Genomic DNA, 15,608 nt, shown 5'->3' with positions numbered 1-15,608 from the left:
TCGGCGGGCACGGTCCGCTGGAGCCGGCACGGTCTACTGGACGGATCCGGCGCCGAAGCTCGGATGGACGAGCCCCACGCAGGCGTACGGGAACGCGTCCGCGGCGACCTCCTCCACCGGCACCCCGCGCTCGGCCGCCAGCAGCCGGATGTGGGCCAGCTCGGCCCCCTCGCCCGCGCGGGCCAGCACCTTCCACGGGACGCGGCGCAGCAGCACCCGGGTCGTCTCCCCCACCCCCGGCTTGATCTTGTTGAGATCGTCGACGCCCTGCTCCCGCCCCACCCTGCGGACCGCCTCCCAGCCCGACCAGTCCGGCGCGCGGTCGGCCGCGAGCAGCCCCGGCAGGTCCGCCGCCACCCGGCCGGCGACCTCGCCGAAGCGCGCGCACACCGCGTCCAGGAAGACCGCCGAGACGTCCCCGCCGGCCAGCTCCGCGTAGAACTTCGCCCCGTGGAAGTCGTTCGGCCCGATCAGCTCCTCGTTCAGCACCGTGCGGCTGACCAGGCCGGACACCGTGGAGTTGAGACACGCCGACGGGATCAGGAAGTCCTCGCGCGTCCCGTGCAGCGGCGTGCACCGCCCCGGGTCGGCCAGCACCGCGAGATCGGCGGGGAAGCGTCGGCCGGTCGCGGCGGCGTGCGCGTCCAGCGCGGCCGTCAGCTCCCTGGCGATCGCGCCCTTGCCCGTCCAGCCGTCCACGAACATGACCCGCGACGGGTCGTGCCGCGCCGCGATGTACGCCAGCGCGACCTCGTCGATCCCCCGGCCCCGGACGATGCTGATCGCGTAGTGCGGCAGGTCGACGCCGTGCGCGAACCGCGCCCAGCGCCGGACCAGGATCCCCACCGGCGTCCCGGCGCGGGCCAGCGACACCAGCACCGCCTCCGGCCCCCGCTCGGCGAGGATCATCTCGGTCACCAGGCCCACGGCGTGCGCGATCCGGCCGGCCGAGGCGTCCAGGGCCTCGTGGAAGAGCCGCCGGTACTCGGCGCCCGGCTGGTACTCCACCGGCAGGGACTCGGCGTAGTGCGCCCGCCCCGCCTGGATCGCCGCCTCGCGCTCCTCGGTGGGGGCCTCCAGCCGCACGCCCGACAGGTCCTTCAGCAGCCACGCGACGTCCTCGGCCGCGTAACTGCCGAAGGCGGGCCCGTACAGGGCGCGCGCGGGGGCCTCCCTGTAACTGGGCACCGTAGCCAGCACCACGGGTGCGAGCCGCGCCAGCCGGGACAGCAGCCCATCGGCCAGCTCCGGGGTGTCGCCCGCGTCGTCCACCACCAGGACGATCGAGTCGAACGCCCGCGAGGCGTCCCTGCCGGGGGCGACGTTGTACGCGTACCGCTCCCCCGGCCCGTCGGCGGGATCGTCGTGCGCGGGGAAGGCCAGCCGCGTGCGGATGGCGTAGCCCGGGTCGTCCACGGCCAGCACCGGCGAGCGGGTCGTCGTGGAGTAGCGCACGGCCACGCCGGCGGGAAGCGCGTCCGCCAGCGCCTCCGCCAGCCGCAGCGGCGCGTACATCAGCTCCTCGAAGCCCAGCACCAGCACGCGCGACCGCCCCTCCAGCAGGGGGACGAGCCGGCTCGCCATGGCCGGCAGCTCCTTGCCGAGCCGTTCCCGGTGCTCGGGCAGGAACCCGTGCCGCCCGCCGTCGGGAAGCCCCTCGGGCCAGCCGAGATCGACCCGCGTGACCTCGTACGGCTCGCCGGGCTCCCCCTCACGCGCGGTCCCGCCGTCCCGCGCCGCCTCGTCCTGCGCGAGGCCGGCCACCAGCTCCTGCCCGGCCTCGAGGATCCCCTCCGGCAGGTCCACGCGGCCCCCCGCGAGGGCGACGGCGTCGATCCGGGCGCCGATCTCGTCCGCGAACGCCGCGAACGCCGCCCGGTCGGCGTCCCCGCGCAGGTCCACCAGCGCGGCCACCACGTAGTGCCGCCGCGCCCTGATCGCGTGCAGCGCCCTGATCGTGTTGATCACCGTCCGGCCGGTGGACAGCTCGTCGTCGACCAGCACCAGCGGCACGTCCCGCTCCAGCGCCGCCGGATCCCCCGGCAGCAGCAGGTGGCTCGTCGCGTGGCTGTGCTCCTCCTCGAACCCGCCGTAGCGCGCGAAGCCCGCGACGGGCCGCCGCGTCGAATGCAGGTAGTACGCCCCGCCGAGCGCGTCGGCGACCGAGTGCCCCAGCGCGGTCGCGGTCTCCGCGTAGCCCAGCACCACCGCGTCCACCGGCCCGGACGCGCCGCCGGCACCGCCCGGCGGCGGGCTCGCCAGGTGGTCGCGGAGGGCGGCCGCCGCGCCCGGGGCGCCGCGCAGGGCGGCCATGAGAAGGCGCCCGTGCGCGTCCGGTACGGGCTCCGGCACCGGCCCCTCCGGGCGCAGGGCACGGCGGACGAGGTCTCCCAGCAGGAGGCCCGCGCCGTGGACCAGGCGCGGATCCGTCGGGACGTGCTTGCCGAGGACGGCCGACACCAGCAGGTGCGCGCGGCGCGGGTTGCGGCGCACCGCCAGCCCGACCAGGTCGGGCAGGCCCGCGCCCACCGGGCGGGCGCCGTCGCGCAGCCGCACGCCGAGCCGGCCCGCGACCCAGGAGCCGGTCCAGGCGGCGCTCATCGGCCGCCCGCCGCGTCGAGCAGCTCGACGAAGGTCACGCCCTCGGCGGCCACGCCGAACACGCGGGCGCGCAGCATGAGCCGCTCGGCCCAGGCGCGGTGCGGCTTGGCCTCGTTCATCTTGTTGGCGTAGACGCTCGCCATCGCTCCCCCACCGGCCTCCCCGAGGATGTCGGAGGCGTCGCAGTACTCCTCGTGGGTCACCACCGACAGCGCGTGGACGGCCGCCACGTGGCTGGGATGGATCACCGTCTTGCCGATCAGGCCGTTCGCCTTGTCGAGATGGACCTCGCGGATCAGGCCGTCCAGATCCGAGGTGATCAGCCGCTCGCGGAGCGGCGCGGCCTGCTGGCGCTCGAACGGCGACTGCCGCAGCTGCGGCTTGAACATCCGCTCGCCCGCCGAGAAGTACTCCCAGACCGGGCCGGTCACCACGAAGCCGGTGCCGTCCGCGCGGCCGAGGATGTTCACCACCTCGGAGATCGCGCCGGCGACCGGGTGGATGTCGTAGATCGACAGGTCGGGCGGGCGGCGCAGCCCGTACGCGGCGGACATGTCGGTCGCGCCGATCCGCACGGCCAGCACGCGCTCGCGGTGCTTGGCCAGCAGGCGCGCCACGTCCTGCAGCAGCTCCGACCGGGTCTCCCGGTAGACGGCCTGATGGCTCTCGATCACCGGCATCGCCAGCAGCCGGTGCCCGGTGCGGTCGGCGGCCTCCGCCACCGCCTCCAGGGCCTCGCCGCCGGCCTGCGCGGTGAACTTGGGCAGCACGAAACCGGTGACCAGCTCCGCGGCGGGACCCAGGCGCACGGCCAGGTCGCGGATCTGCCCGGCCGTGCGGACCCGGACGAACAGCAGCGGCGGCTCCCGGCCGCCCGCCCGGACGCGTTCCAGCTGCGCGACCAGGTTGGCCTCGGCGGCCGGCACCTCCTCGTCGGAGATCGCGTCCTCCAGGCACAGCACCATGCTGGTCACGCCGCGCCGGGCCGCCTTGACGACGTCGGCCGCCAGCGTGGGCCGGATCGCCGGGCTGTACAGGGTCGCGCCGAGCGCGACCGCCAGCACGCCCCGGTCGTCGTGGCGGTCGAACGCCCGGGGCTGCCGGTGGAACAGGTGCTTGCGGAGCGCGGGGTCGACGTGGTCAAAGTGCCGCATGCACTCCGGGCCCTCCCGCTCGGCCCGGCCACGGGGACGCCGCCATCACCGCCACCGTCACAGGTGCGCGGAGACCGTCGGCAGGAGGTGCTGGAACGTGCGCCCGTTGGCGGTCGCGCCGATCGCGGTCATCGACCAGCCCGTGCCGTCCCGGGACACCTTCGCCATGATCTGCGCGTTGTGCTGCCCGGACCCGCTCAGCTCGTAGCGGGCGATCTCCTGGCCGGTGGTCTCGTCCACCAGCCGGCAGAACGCGTTCGCGATCTGCGAGAAGTCCTGGCCGGTGAACGAGTTGACGGTGAACACCAGCTGGGTGACGTTGGCCGGCACCGAGGACAGGTCGACGTTGATGACCTCGTCGTCGCCCTCGCCCTCCCCGGTCAGGTTGTCGCCGGTGTGCAGGACCGAGCCGTCCTTGCTGCGCAGCTGCCGGAACCACACCGAGTCGGCGAGGTTGCCGCCGGCGTCGAACAGCAGGCAGGACGCGTCCAGGTCGATCGTCTGGGCCTTGCCCTTGCCGAACAGGCCCTTCTTCACGACCGCGTCCCAGCCCAGCCCCATCCGGACGCGGGTCAGGCCACCGCCGCCCGGCTTCTCCAGCGAGACCTTCTGGCCCTTCTGCAGCGAGATCGACATCGTCGGCTCCTTCGCCTTCGGTTCAGACCCGGGTTCAGACCTGGGTGGAGTGCAGCTGCTTGCCCTCGCCGGTCTCGGCCCCGCCCTTACCGCCGTCCCCGCCGCGCCGGCGGAAGACGACCGAGCTGGCGAACGCCGCGATGATCAGGCCGGCACCCAGCCCGCCGGTGATCCACTCGGGCACGTGGTGCGCGATGCTGATCAGCATGCAGGTGGCCAGGGCGCCGATCGCCCAGTGCGCGCCGTGCTCCAGGTAGACGTACTCGTGCAGGGTGCCCTTGCGGACGAGGAAAACGGTGAGCGACCGGATGTACATGGCGCCGATGCCCAGCCCCAGCGCGATCACGATCGGGTCGGTGCTGATGGCGAACGCGCCGATGACGCCGTCGAAGGAGAACGACGCGTCCAGGACCTCCAGGTAGAGGAACAGGAAGAAGCCGGCCTTGCCGGTCGCCAGCGCGAGATCGCTCGGGCCCTTGCGGCCCACGCTGATCTCGCCGCTCCCCTCGCCGTCGTCCTCGACATCGTCGTCGAGGTCGCCGGCCTGGGAGAACAGCTCGCCCAGCCCGTTCACCAGGATGTAGGTGACCATGCCGAGCACACCGGCGATCATCACGTCGCCCGGGTCCTTGGCCCACAGCCCCGACACCAGCGCCAGCGCGCCGCCCGCCACGACCACCGACAGCTGGTCCAGCTTGCCGATGCGGGCCAGCGGCCGCTCCAGCCACGGCAGCCACTTGTGCGCGTGGTCCTCGAACACGAAGTCGAGGAACAGCATCATCAGGAACATCCCGCCGAACGCGGCGATCGTCGGGTACGCCTCTTCCATCGCGTGGTGGTACTTGTCCGGCTCGTTCAGCGCCAGGTCGAACGCCTCGATCGGCCCGAGCCCGGCGGTGATCACCACGATCAGCAGCGGGAACACCAGCCGCATGCCGAACACCGCGATCGCGATGCCGATGGTCAGGAAGATCTTCTGCCAGAACGGGCTCATCCGGTCCAGCACCTTGGCGTTCACCACGGCGTTGTCGAACGAGAGCGAGATCTCCAGGATCGCCAGCACCGCCACCAGGGCCAGGCCCGCCGGCCCTCCGTAGAGCAGCGCGATGACCAGGCCGATGGCGGTGACCCCGAAGGACCAGCCGAAGGTGCGAAGAATCATGCGTACATTTCTGTTCGTTGCGGGCGGCGGCTGTCAGCCGACGTTGACACCGAAATCGGTGGCGATGCCGTGCAGTCCCGAGGCGTACCCCTGGCCGACGGCGCGGAACTTCCACTCCGCGCCGCGCCGGTAGAGCTCCCCGAACACCATCGCGGTCTCGGTGGAGGCGTCCTCGGTCAGGTCGAAGCGGGCCAGCTCGTTGCCGTCGGTGCGGTTCACGATCCGGATGAACGCGTTCCGCACCTGGCCGAAGCTCTGCCCCCGGTTGTCGGCGTCGTAGATCGAGACCGGGAAGACGATCCGGTCGCACTCGGCCGGGACGGCGTTCAGGTCGACGTTGATGGACTCGTCGTCCCCCTCGCCCTCGCCGGTGAGGTTGTCGCCGGTGTGCTCCACCGACCCGTCCGGGCTCTTGAGGTTGTTGAAGAAGACGAAATGCTGGTCGGAGAGTACTTTACCGCCCGTTCCGAGCAGCAGCGCCGACGCGTCGAGGTCGAAGTCCGCGCCGGTGGTGGCCCGCACGTCCCAGCCGAGACCCACGGACACGGCGGTGAGGTCGGGTGCGGCCTTGGTGAGCGAGACGTTGCCGCCCTTGGCGAGCGAGACTCCCATATCGAACTGCTCCCTGTCGCTGCTGGGGGACGTGCGTGCGGTGCGGCGGGCGGGCTAGAGGTTGACGCCGAAGTCGGTGGCGATGCCGGCCAGGCCGGAGGCGTAGCCCTGCCCGACGGCGCGGAACTTCCACTCGGCGCCGTTGCGGTAGAGCTCCCCGAACACCATCGCGGTCTCGGTGGAGGCGTCCTCGCTGAGGTCGTAGCGGGCCATCTCGGAGCGGTCGCCCTCGTTCACCACCCGGATGAACGCGTTGCGCACTTGGCCGAAGTTCTGCCCGCGGGTGTCGGCATCGTAGATCGAGACGGCGAACGCGACGCGCTCGGCGGTGTCGGGCATGGCGCCGAAGTTGACCCGGATCTGCTCGTCGTCGCCCTCGCCGACACCGGTCTTGTTGTCGCCGGTGTGCTCGACGCCGCCGTCGGGGGTCCGGAGGTTGTTGAAGAACACGAAGTGCTGGTCGGAAAGGATCTTGCCGGAGGCGTCCAGGACCAGCGCGGAGGCGTCCAGGTCGAAGTCGGCGCCGGTGGTGGTGCGCAGGTCCCAGCCGAGCCCCACCGTCACCGCGGTCAGTCCCGGGGCCTGCTTGGTCAGGGATACGTTGCCGCCCTTGCTGAGACTGACGCCCACCGGTGCCTCCAAGATCGCTTCCTCTGCCGTCCGGCCGTCGCCGCCGGACGGCGTCAGGGCCGGTGGACGCCGCACGCGTCCCCTATACCCGACGTTGGAGCGATGCTATCCGTTCCCTGCCGCTCCGTCGGCCCCCGAACGTGCCCAGGATTACGCCCCCGATCACGTACAGGATGTGCCTGGACGGTGAACTCAGGGGGCCTCCTGAGCGAGACTAGGGACGGGAGCGAAGGGAGGCGCCCGTTGCGGGGAGCAGGGGACCAGCGTCGCCGGGGCCGGGGGCCGCGGCCGGACGCCGCCGCGATCGAGGCCCGGGAGGCCGCCGCGGCCGCCTTCTACGACATGGACCGCGCGCAGAAGTACCTGCAGGGGCGGGTCACGGTCTTCGGTGACCTGGACGCCAAGGCCGCCGCGCCCGTCCGGCACGACTTCGGCGCGCTCAGCGACAGCGCGGACGCCGCCGCGGTGGCCTACATCTCCGTCCTGGACGCCAACGACCTCGACGGCGACCGGGAGCGCGGGCCGGCCGAGTACGACGCGGCCCGCCGGGCGTTCCTGGCGGTCACCGACCGGCTCCAGAAGATCACCCGCGATCTGGAGCGGTTCGGCGAGCGGCTGGCGCCCCAGATGGCGCGGCTGGAGGCGGCGCTGGACCAGCTGCCGCCGCGGCTGGCGGCGGCCCGCGACGCCGTCGCGGCGGCCGAGGCCGCCGTCGCCGCGGCCCGCGACGCGGGCATGGACGCCGCCGACCCCGAGGCGCGGCTGGCGCGGGCGCGCGAGTCGCTGGCCCGGCTGAGCTCGCAGGGGCTCGGCGGGCTCGGGCTGGCCGGCGCGATGGACCTGGCCGACGAGGTCCGGCACGCCGCCGACCAGGCCCGCGAGGAGGCCGAGGAGCTGCCCAGGATCGGGCAGAAGGTCCGGAACTCGCTGGCGTCGGTGCGCACCCGCTCCGACATGGTCGCCGGGCGGATCGAGCCGGTGCGGCAGGCGATGCGGCTGCTGCTGCGGCACTACTCGCAATCCTGCTGGCAGGACCTCAGGGGCGCCCCCGAGGCCGTCGGCGCGGGCGTCGAGCGGGCCCGCGAGCGGCTGAACGAGGCGTCCGCGCACATCGCCCGCAACGAGTGGAAGCCGGCGCAGCGGGCGCTGACGGCGGCCCGCACCGAGCTGAACGGCGCCGAGCGGCGGGCGGCGCAGGTCACCGGCCGGGTGGCCGAGCTGGACGCGGCGGCGGCCGATCCGGGCAAGCCGGCCGAGGCGGCGCGGTTCGCCGTCCGGGACGCGCAGAAGCTCGCGACGGCGCAGCCGGGCGGCGCCGCCCCGCACCACGCCCGCGCGCTGGACGCCCTGGTCGAGCGGCTGGAGGCGGCCCCGCGGCGGCTCACCGGCGCGCACCCGGACTACTGGTCGTACCTCCAGGAGCTGGAGTCGATCAAGACGGCGGCGGGCGACGTGGTCACCCGCATCCGCGACGAGCGCGCCGGCGCCTCGTCCTGACCCGTGCCCCGTCCGCCGCGCCCCGTCCCGCCTCAGGCGAAGAGGGCCTCGCCCCAGTGGCCGCCCTCGCGGACGCCGGGCGGGCACGCGTAGACGCCCGAGCCGACGTGCTGGACGTACTCGTTCAGCGCGTCGGCCGCCAGCGACCGCTGGACGGGGACGAAGCCGGTGCGCGGGTCGCGCTGGAAGGCGATGAAGAACAGGCCCGCGTCCAGCCGCCCCAGCCCGTCGGTCCCGTCGGTGAACGAGAAGCCGCGCCGCAGCATGCGGGCGCCGCCGCTGCCGCTCGGATGCGCGAGCCGGACGTGCGCGTCCGGCCTCATCCGGGTCACGTCGACCTCGTCGTGCTCCCGCCGGCCGCCCGCCGGGGCGCCCTCCCCCTTGCTGCGGCCGATGACGTCCTCCTGCTCGCGCAGGGACGTGCGGTCCCACGTCTCGATGCGCATCCGGATCCGGCGGACCACCAGGTACGACCCGCCCTCCATCCAGGGCGCGCCGTCGCCCGCCGCCGCCCACACGTGCCGGTCCAGGAGCGCCGCGTCGCCGCCGGGGATGTTCGCGGTGCCGTCCTTGAAGCCGAACAGGTTGCGCGGCGTCCGCGCCTCCGGCGTCGTCGAGGACGTCTTGCCGAAGCCGAGCTGCGACCAGCGCACCGCCACCGTCCCGAACCCGATCCGCGCGAGGTTGCGCACGGCGTGCACCGCCACCTGCGGGTCGTCCGCGCACGCCTGGACGGCGAGGTCGCCCCCGCAGCGGGCCGGGTCCAGGCGGTCGCCGGGGAAGCGCGGCAGGTCCGCCAGCGCGGGCGGGCGCCGCGGCGCCAGGCCGAGGTGCTCGTTCTCGAACAGCGACGGGCCGAACCCGACGGTGAGCGTCAGCCGGGACGCGGGCAGCCCGAGCGCCTCGCCGGTGTCGTCGGGCGGCGCCAGGCCGGGGCCGCCGACCGCGCCGCCGCCGACCGGCTCCCCCGCCGCCATCGCCGCCGCGGCCGCCGTCCACTCCCGCAGCATCCGGACGAGCCGCTCCCGGTCCCGGGTGACCACGTCGAACGCGGCGAAGTGGAGCCGGTCCTGGACGGGCGTCGCGATCCCCGCCTGATGCCGGCCGTAGAAGGGGATCGCGGCCGCCGCACCGTCCTCCCCACCGGCGGACGCGGCGCGCTCGATGCCCGCCCCGGCCGCGGCGCCCGCCAGCAGGCCCGCGCCCGAGACGCCGAGCAGCCGCCGCCGGGACACGCCCGTCATCGGACGACGGACGCCGCGAGCCTGGACAGCGGCTCGCCGAGCGCGTTCACGGCGTCCGACAGCTCCTTGCGCCGCGCCTTCCCCACCGTGTCGTACGAGACGTAGCCGCCGTAGCCGCCGCTCCTCTCGTACTTCCTCAGCAGGCCGTCCACCGCGGCGAACGCGCCGTCCAGCTCCCTGGCCAGCGCGGGGTCCTTCTCCAGGACGACCACCTTGACCAGGTCGTACACGGTGCGGGCGCCGTCGACGTTGGCCTTGAAGTCCACCAGGTCGGTGTGGCTGAACGCCTCCTCCTCGCCGGTGATCTTGCCGGTGGCGACCTCGTCCAGCAGCTCCTTGGCGCCGTTGGCCATCGACGCGGGCGTGATCGGCGGATCCAGCTGCGCCGCCGTCACCTTGGCGCGCAGCTCCCCCAGATCCTTCATCAGCCGGTCGGCGTAGCGCTCCTCGCCCTCGGTGGAGCCGGCCTTCCACAGCGCCTTCTCCAGCCGGTGCCAGCCCGTCCACTTCTGGCCGGGCTCCAGGTCGGCCTCGCGGGCGTCCACCCGGGGGTCGAGGTCGCCGAACGACTCGGCGACCGGCTCGATCCGCTCCCAGCCGACCCGGGACGGCGCGTACAGCCGCTTGGCCTCCGCGACGTCGCCCTTCTTGAACGCGGCCGCGAACGCGCGCGCCTTGGCGATCGAGTCGTCGGTCTGCCGGACGACGTAGGCCCGGTAGCCGGTCAGCGCCCTGGCCAGCCGCGGATCGGTGACATGGTCGGCCCGGCCGCTGACCGTGATGTCCTGCCGGAAGTCGGGCGGGGTCATGCCGGGCTCGCAGGCGATCTGGTAGTTGCCGGCGCCGAGCTGGACGGTCAGCGTCACGGTCGTCCCCGGCCCGATGTTCTCCCGCTCCGTCATGATCTTGTCGCCGGGGGCGTACACGTACACCTCGGTGACCTCGCGGCCTCTGTTGGTGATCCGGAAGTCGATCGTCCCGGCGGTGTACTCCTTCTTCGCGACCTCGCACCCGCCGTCGGACGCCTCGATCGCCACCGCGCCGCCGCCGCCCGCCGGGCTCGCGCCCGCCCGGGTGCGTTCCTCCCCGCCGCAGGCCGCGAGGACGGTCATCGGCAGGGCGGCCGCGCTCGCGCAGGCCAGGGCACGGACAAGACGCATCGGGGCTCCCCTTGGTCCACTAAGGCTCGCCTGAATTAGCCGGCGCGGGGAGCCTCTGCGTCAACCCGGTACGTCGTGATCGTCCGGAGTCGGCCGTCTCGCGGCCGCGGGTCAGCGCGGCCGGTCGTGCAGACCGATCGTGAGGTTGCGGGCGGCCATCGGCGGCCCGCCGGGCTGCGGCTCCCCGTACGGGGGAAGGCCGCCATGCGGCTGCGGCTGCTTGGCCTGCGGGACGGCGCCCGAGTGCCCCTGCGCCGGGTGGCCGTGCGCGGCGTTCGGCGCGGCCTCGGCCCAGACCGCCGTGCCGTACGCGCACACCTCGTGGCCGCCTCCGGCCAGCGCCACCGTCTCGAAGCACATGCCCAGCACGGCGTTGGCGCCCTTGCGGCGGGCCTCCTCGCCCAGCCGGTCGACGGCCTCGCGGCGGGCGGCGGCCAGCCCGGCGGCCGGCGTCTCCCCGGTCACCCGGAACGTGGCGCTGCTGCCCCCGTGGCCCGGTGCCGCGGCCCGCGCCTGATCGGTCTGGACGGCCACGCCCAGCGCCTCGCCGAGCACGCTGCGGATCTCGTACCCCGGCAGACCATCGGTCGTCACGATCAGCATGCTCCCCACGGTAATCCACGCCGGGGACGGAATGCTCACTTCGCTCCCGATTCGCTGGCGGATCCGCCGGCGAATCGGCCGGACGGTCCTCTGCCGTGACCGCGGCGGGTCCGCGGTCACGGCAGAGGGCGCAGGGACGGGGTGGTCAGGGGGTCGGGGACGGCGTCAGTCGAGGTACTCGCGCAGGGTCTGGGCACGTGAGGGGTGGCGCAGCTTCGCCAGCGTCTTCGACTCGATCTGGCGGATCCGCTCCCGCGTGACCCCGAACTCCCGGCCGACCTCCTCCAGCGTCCGGGGATGGCCGTCGGTCAGGCCGAAGCGCAGCTGGATGATGCGCTGCTCCCGTTCCGACAGGGTGCCGAGGATGTCCTCCAGCTGGTCCTGGAGCAGGATGAACGCCGCCGCCTCGATCGGCACGACGGCGTCGGCGTCCTCGATGAAGTCGCCGAGGTCGGAGTCTTCCTCCCCGATCGGCGACTGCAGCGAGACCGGCTCCTGCGCGATCCGCTGGATCTCCACGACCCGGACCGGGGACAGCCCCATCTCCAGGCCGATCTCGTCCGGGGTCGGCTCCCGGCCGAAGTCCTGGTGCATCTGGCGCTGCACCCGCACCAGCTTGTTGATGGTCTCCACCATGTGCACCGGGATCCGGATGGTCCGGGCCTGGTCGGCGATGGCCCGGGTGATCGCCTGGCGGATCCACCAGGTGGCGTACGTCGAGAACTTGAACCCCTTCGTGTAGTCGAATTTCTCGACCGCGCGGATGAGTCCGAGATTTCCCTCCTGGATGAGGTCGAGGAACAGCATTCCCCGGCCCACGTAGCGTTTGGCGATCGAGACCACCAGCCGCAGGTTGGCCTCGATCAGTCGTTGCTTCGCCCGTGCCCCCTCGCGGGCGAGCAGTTCGAGGTCGATGCGCTCGGCCCGGGAGAGGATGACGGCGTGCGCCATCTTCTCCTCGGCGAACAGCCCCGCCTCGATCGATTTCGCTAGTTCGACTTCATCTTCTGCCGTGAGAAGCGGTACGCGACCGATTTCCCGCAGATAGATCCGGACCAGATCGCTCGTCGGCGCCCGCTTGCCGAGGTCTCCCTCGTCAGCTCGCGTGACGTCCTCGGTCTCCTGCGGAGATTCGAGGACCTCTACCCCCTGCTCTGCGAGCATCCGGACGACCCGCTCCAGAGAGTCGTCCGGCAAGTCGGAGCGATCGAGTGCAGCGGCTACGTCGTCGACGGTCACACCGCCGCGCTCTCTGCCGCGCGCGACAAGGTCCGCCACCTGGTCAACCGATGGCGCCTCGCTTGGCAGCACCGAAGGGCCCACGGGGACAGTCTGCGTCAAGGGGGCCCAAGATCACAGGACCCATTTTGCGGTCCCTTGACTTACTGTGATCCGAGGCCGCGCTCGCGCAACACCCGTCTCTGCTGCTCAAGCGCGACAAGATCGCCGAACAGCCGGTTGTACTCCTCGGCCTGCTCGACCGGATTCAGCCGCCCGAGTTTAGATTTGGCATCGGCGATCAAGCGTGTGAGCTGGCGTTCCTGGATTCGGGCGAGCAGTTCGGCGGCATAGCGGTCATCCGATTCCTGAGCGGAGTGCACCTGCTCGACTCCGAGCTGCGTCAGCAGCCCCTTGACCTGCTCGTTCGGCGCCAGCTCCAGCAGCGCCGCCACCCACTCCTGCGAACCGCCCGCCGCGGCCACCCCGCCGGCCGACCCGATCACCGCGCGCACGGCGGCGTGCGGCGGCGCGATGAACGCCTCGGCCGGGACCTCGTCGAACTCCGGCCCCAGCACCGCCGGGCGCTGGACCGCCAGCTTGAGCAGCTCGCGCTCGCGGCGCACCTCCGGGTCGCCGGGGTCGAACGCCGGCCGCTCGGCCGCCGCCTCGGACCGTCCCGGGCCGTTCTGCCCCTGCCCGTGCCCCTGCCCCGGCCGGCCCTCGCGGCCGTTCTGGCCGTTGGCGCCCTGGCGGCCGCCGGACGCCCGCCGCGCCGCCAGCTCCCGCACCCGCCGCAGCACGAACTGCTCGTCCATGATCCCGAGCCAGCGGTCGAGGCTGACCGCGTACATCTGCCGCAGCGACCGGTCCTTGATCGCCGCGACCACCGGCGCCGCCGCGTCCAGCGCGCCCAGCCGGCCCTCGGCGGTGTCGAGGTCGTGCTGCTCGATCGCGCTGCGGATGGCGAACTCGAACAGCGGCAGCCGGGACGCCACCAGATCGCGCACCGCCGCCTCGCCCTGCCGGATCCGCAGGTCGCACGGGTCGAGCCCGTCCGGCTGCACCGCCACGAACGTCTGCGTCACGAACTTCTGCTCGTCCGCGAACGCCCGCAGCGCCGCCTTCTGCCCGGCCGAGTCGCCGTCGAAGGTGAAGATCACCTCGCCGCGGAACTCGTCCTGGTCCATCAGCAGCCGGCGCAGGATCTTGATGTGGTCGTCGCCGAACGAGGTGCCGCAGGTGGCGATGGCCGTCGGCACCCCGGACAGGTGGCAGGCCATCACGTCGGTGTAGCCCTCGACCACCACCGCCTGCCGCCGCCGCGCGATCTCCTTCTTGGCCAGGTCGGCGCCGTACAGCACCGAGCCCTTGTGGAAGAGCGGCGACTCGGGGGTGTTGAGGTACTTGGGGCCCTCGTCGTCCTCGTAGAGGCGCCGGGCGCCGAAGCCGATCACGTCGCCGCTCAGATCGCGGATCGGCCAGATCAGCCGGCCGCGGAAGCGGTCCATCGGGCCGCGCCGGCCCTCCTTGGCCAGCCCGCCGGCGATCATCTCCCGGTCGGCGAACCCGCGCCCGCGCAGGTGCCGGACCAGGCCCTCCCACTCGCGCGGCGCGAACCCGACCCCGAACCGCTCGGCGTCGGCCGCCTCGAACCCGCGCTCGGACAGGAACTTGCGCCCGATCACCCCGTCCGGCGACCGCAGCTGCTCGGCGTAGAACTCCGCCGCCGCCCGGTGCGCCTCCAGCAGGCGCGCGCGCTGCCCGGAGTCCTGCCGGGGGGTGTAGCCGCCGGTCTCCTCGTACCGCAGCTGCACGCCGGCCTTGACCGCCAGCCGCTCGACGGCCTCGGAGAACGACAGGTGGTCGATCTCCTGCACGAACTTGATCACGTCGCCGCCGGCGGCGCAGCCGAAGCAGTAGAAAAGGCCCCGGGAGGGCGTCACGTTGAACGAGGGCGACTTCTCATCGTGGAACGGGCACAGCCCCTTGAGGTTGCCGCCGCCCGCGTTGCGGAGCTGGAGGTACTCCCCGATGACGTCGTCGATGGGTGACCGCTCCCGCACGAGCGCGATGTCCTCATTACGAATCCGGCCTGCCACGGCGGCGAGTCTAATCCCGCCCTGGGACATCCCGGGCCGGACCCGGCCGGGCCGATGAATTCCGGCGCCCCCGCCGGTCTGCCCCTCGGGATGTTTCCGGAGTGAAGGGAGTGGCCGTGAGTGACGAGCGCCTCGTGCCGGTGAACGGGGTCGAGCTGTGCGCGCAGACGTTCGGCGAGCCGGGGAGCGTGCCGCTGCTGCTGATCGGCACCTCGATGCTGGCCTGGCCGGACGGCCTGTGCGAGCGGCTGGCCGAGGAGGGCCCGCGGCTCGTGGTGCGGTACGACCTGCGCGACACGGGCCGCTCCACGACCGCCGACCCGGACGCGCCCGCGTACACGCTGCGCGACCTCGTCGCCGACGCGGCCGGGCTGCTGGACGCGCTGGAGCTGCCCCGCGCGCACGTCGCGGGGTTCGGCGCGGGCGGCTGGATCGCCCAGCTGCTGGCCCTCGACCACCCGGGCCGGGTCGCCTCGCTCACCCTGGTCGCCACCCGCGCGGTCGCGCCCGGCCCCGCCGACCCGGACCTGCCCGAGCACTCCCCCGCGTTCATGGAGTTCATGATGTCGGCGCCCGAACCCGACTGGTCCGACCGCGCGGCGGCGGTCGAGGCGATGGTGGAGTCGGCGCGGCACCTGGGCGGCTCCGCCGGGATCGACGAGGCGGCCGTCCGCGAGCACGCCGGCCGGGTCTACGACCGGGCGCCGTCCGCGGATCCCGCCGTCCAGCGGTCCAACCACCTCGGGACCGCGTTCGCGGCGCTGGACTCCGGCCCGCGGTGGCGCGAGCGGCTCGGCGGGATCGCCGTCCCGGCACTGGTGATCCACGGCGCGGACGACCCGTTCTTCCCCGTCGGGAACGGCGAGGCGCTGGCCCGCGACATCCCCGGCGCCGAGCTGCTCGTCCTGCCCGGAACCGGCCAGGAACTGCCGCGCCGGGTGTGGGACGCCGTCGCGCCCGCGATGATCAGGGTGACCGCGGGGTAGAGG

The 15,608-nt window shown here is 73.5% G+C and carries 13 protein-coding genes; 2 read left to right on the top strand and 11 right to left on the bottom strand.

Annotated features, from left to right (window positions below; all coding sequences use genetic code 11):
* Positions 1-33 precede the first annotated feature (33 nt).
* Genes ACA361_RS15465 through ACA361_RS15440 form a run of 6 tightly spaced genes read right to left on the bottom strand, consistent with a single transcriptional unit; the run spans position 34 to position 6,795 of the window.
* On the bottom strand, positions 34-2,601 hold the full coding sequence (locus tag ACA361_RS15465; RefSeq protein WP_375012651.1) for a phosphoribosyltransferase: 2,568 nt from the start codon (positions 2,599-2,601) through the stop codon (positions 34-36).
* Positions 2,598-3,755: an HpcH/HpaI aldolase/citrate lyase family protein gene (locus ACA361_RS15460; RefSeq protein ID WP_375012650.1), complete on the bottom strand. Its 1,158-nt coding sequence runs from the start codon at positions 3,753-3,755 to the stop codon at positions 2,598-2,600. Before ACA361_RS15460 ends, ACA361_RS15465 begins: the two co-directional genes overlap by 4 nt.
* Positions 3,756-3,812: 57 nt before the next feature.
* Complete coding sequence (locus tag ACA361_RS15455) at positions 3,813-4,391, bottom strand: TerD family protein (protein WP_375012649.1); 579 nt, start codon at positions 4,389-4,391, stop codon at positions 3,813-3,815.
* Between the two features lie 34 nt (positions 4,392-4,425).
* A complete protein-coding gene (locus ACA361_RS15450; RefSeq protein WP_375012648.1) occupies positions 4,426-5,553 on the bottom strand; it encodes a DUF475 domain-containing protein in 1,128 nt (375 codons plus the stop codon).
* A gap of 33 nt (positions 5,554-5,586) precedes the next feature.
* Positions 5,587-6,165, bottom strand: coding sequence for a TerD family protein (locus ACA361_RS15445; protein WP_366613876.1), 579 nt, complete (start codon positions 6,163-6,165; stop codon positions 5,587-5,589).
* A 54-nt stretch (positions 6,166-6,219) separates the two neighbouring features.
* On the bottom strand, positions 6,220-6,795 hold the full coding sequence (locus tag ACA361_RS15440; RefSeq protein ID WP_375012966.1) for a TerD family protein: 576 nt from the start codon (positions 6,793-6,795) through the stop codon (positions 6,220-6,222).
* Positions 6,796-7,038: 243 nt separating this feature from the next.
* On the opposite strand from ACA361_RS15440, the gene ACA361_RS15435 reads away from it, so the two are divergent.
* Positions 7,039-8,292 (top strand): molecular chaperone DnaJ, encoded by a 1,254-nt coding sequence (locus tag ACA361_RS15435; RefSeq protein WP_375012647.1) that lies wholly within the window; start codon positions 7,039-7,041, stop codon positions 8,290-8,292.
* Between the two features lie 32 nt (positions 8,293-8,324).
* Here ACA361_RS15435 and efeB read toward each other — a convergent pair whose 3' ends face one another.
* From efeB to dnaG, 5 genes are all read right to left on the bottom strand, one after another.
* Positions 8,325-9,536: an iron uptake transporter deferrochelatase/peroxidase subunit gene (gene efeB, locus ACA361_RS15430; RefSeq protein WP_375012646.1), complete on the bottom strand. Its 1,212-nt coding sequence runs from the start codon at positions 9,534-9,536 to the stop codon at positions 8,325-8,327.
* Entirely contained in the window at positions 9,533-10,696 is a 1,164-nt protein-coding gene (gene efeO / locus ACA361_RS15425) for an iron uptake system protein EfeO (protein ID WP_375012645.1), read from the bottom strand. The genes efeB and efeO overlap by 4 nt, the downstream gene beginning before the upstream one ends.
* A 111-nt stretch (positions 10,697-10,807) precedes the next feature.
* Positions 10,808-11,299, bottom strand: a complete 492-nt coding sequence (locus tag ACA361_RS15420; RefSeq protein ID WP_375012644.1) for a YbjQ family protein — start codon at positions 11,297-11,299, stop codon at positions 10,808-10,810.
* A 165-nt stretch (positions 11,300-11,464) separates the two neighbouring features.
* Complete coding sequence (gene rpoD, locus ACA361_RS15415) at positions 11,465-12,610, bottom strand: RNA polymerase sigma factor RpoD (RefSeq protein WP_375012965.1); 1,146 nt, start codon at positions 12,608-12,610, stop codon at positions 11,465-11,467.
* A gap of 71 nt (positions 12,611-12,681) precedes the next feature.
* Positions 12,682-14,619: a DNA primase gene (dnaG, locus tag ACA361_RS15410; RefSeq protein ID WP_375012643.1), complete on the bottom strand. Its 1,938-nt coding sequence runs from the start codon at positions 14,617-14,619 to the stop codon at positions 12,682-12,684.
* A 116-nt stretch (positions 14,620-14,735) separates the two neighbouring features.
* On the opposite strand from dnaG, the gene ACA361_RS15405 reads away from it, so the two are divergent.
* The gene (locus ACA361_RS15405; RefSeq protein WP_375012642.1) at positions 14,736-15,605 is read left to right on the top strand and encodes an alpha/beta fold hydrolase; all 870 of its coding nucleotides are present in this window, start codon (positions 14,736-14,738) and stop codon (positions 15,603-15,605) included.
* Positions 15,606-15,608: the final 3 nt, after the last annotated feature.

This window comes from Actinomadura sp. 21ATH (assembly GCF_041951345.1).
Lineage (GTDB): Bacteria > Actinomycetota > Actinomycetes > Streptosporangiales > Streptosporangiaceae > Spirillospora.
The sequence above is the reverse complement of the archived record's forward strand: the minus strand, read 5'-3'. Positions and strand labels throughout refer to the sequence as shown.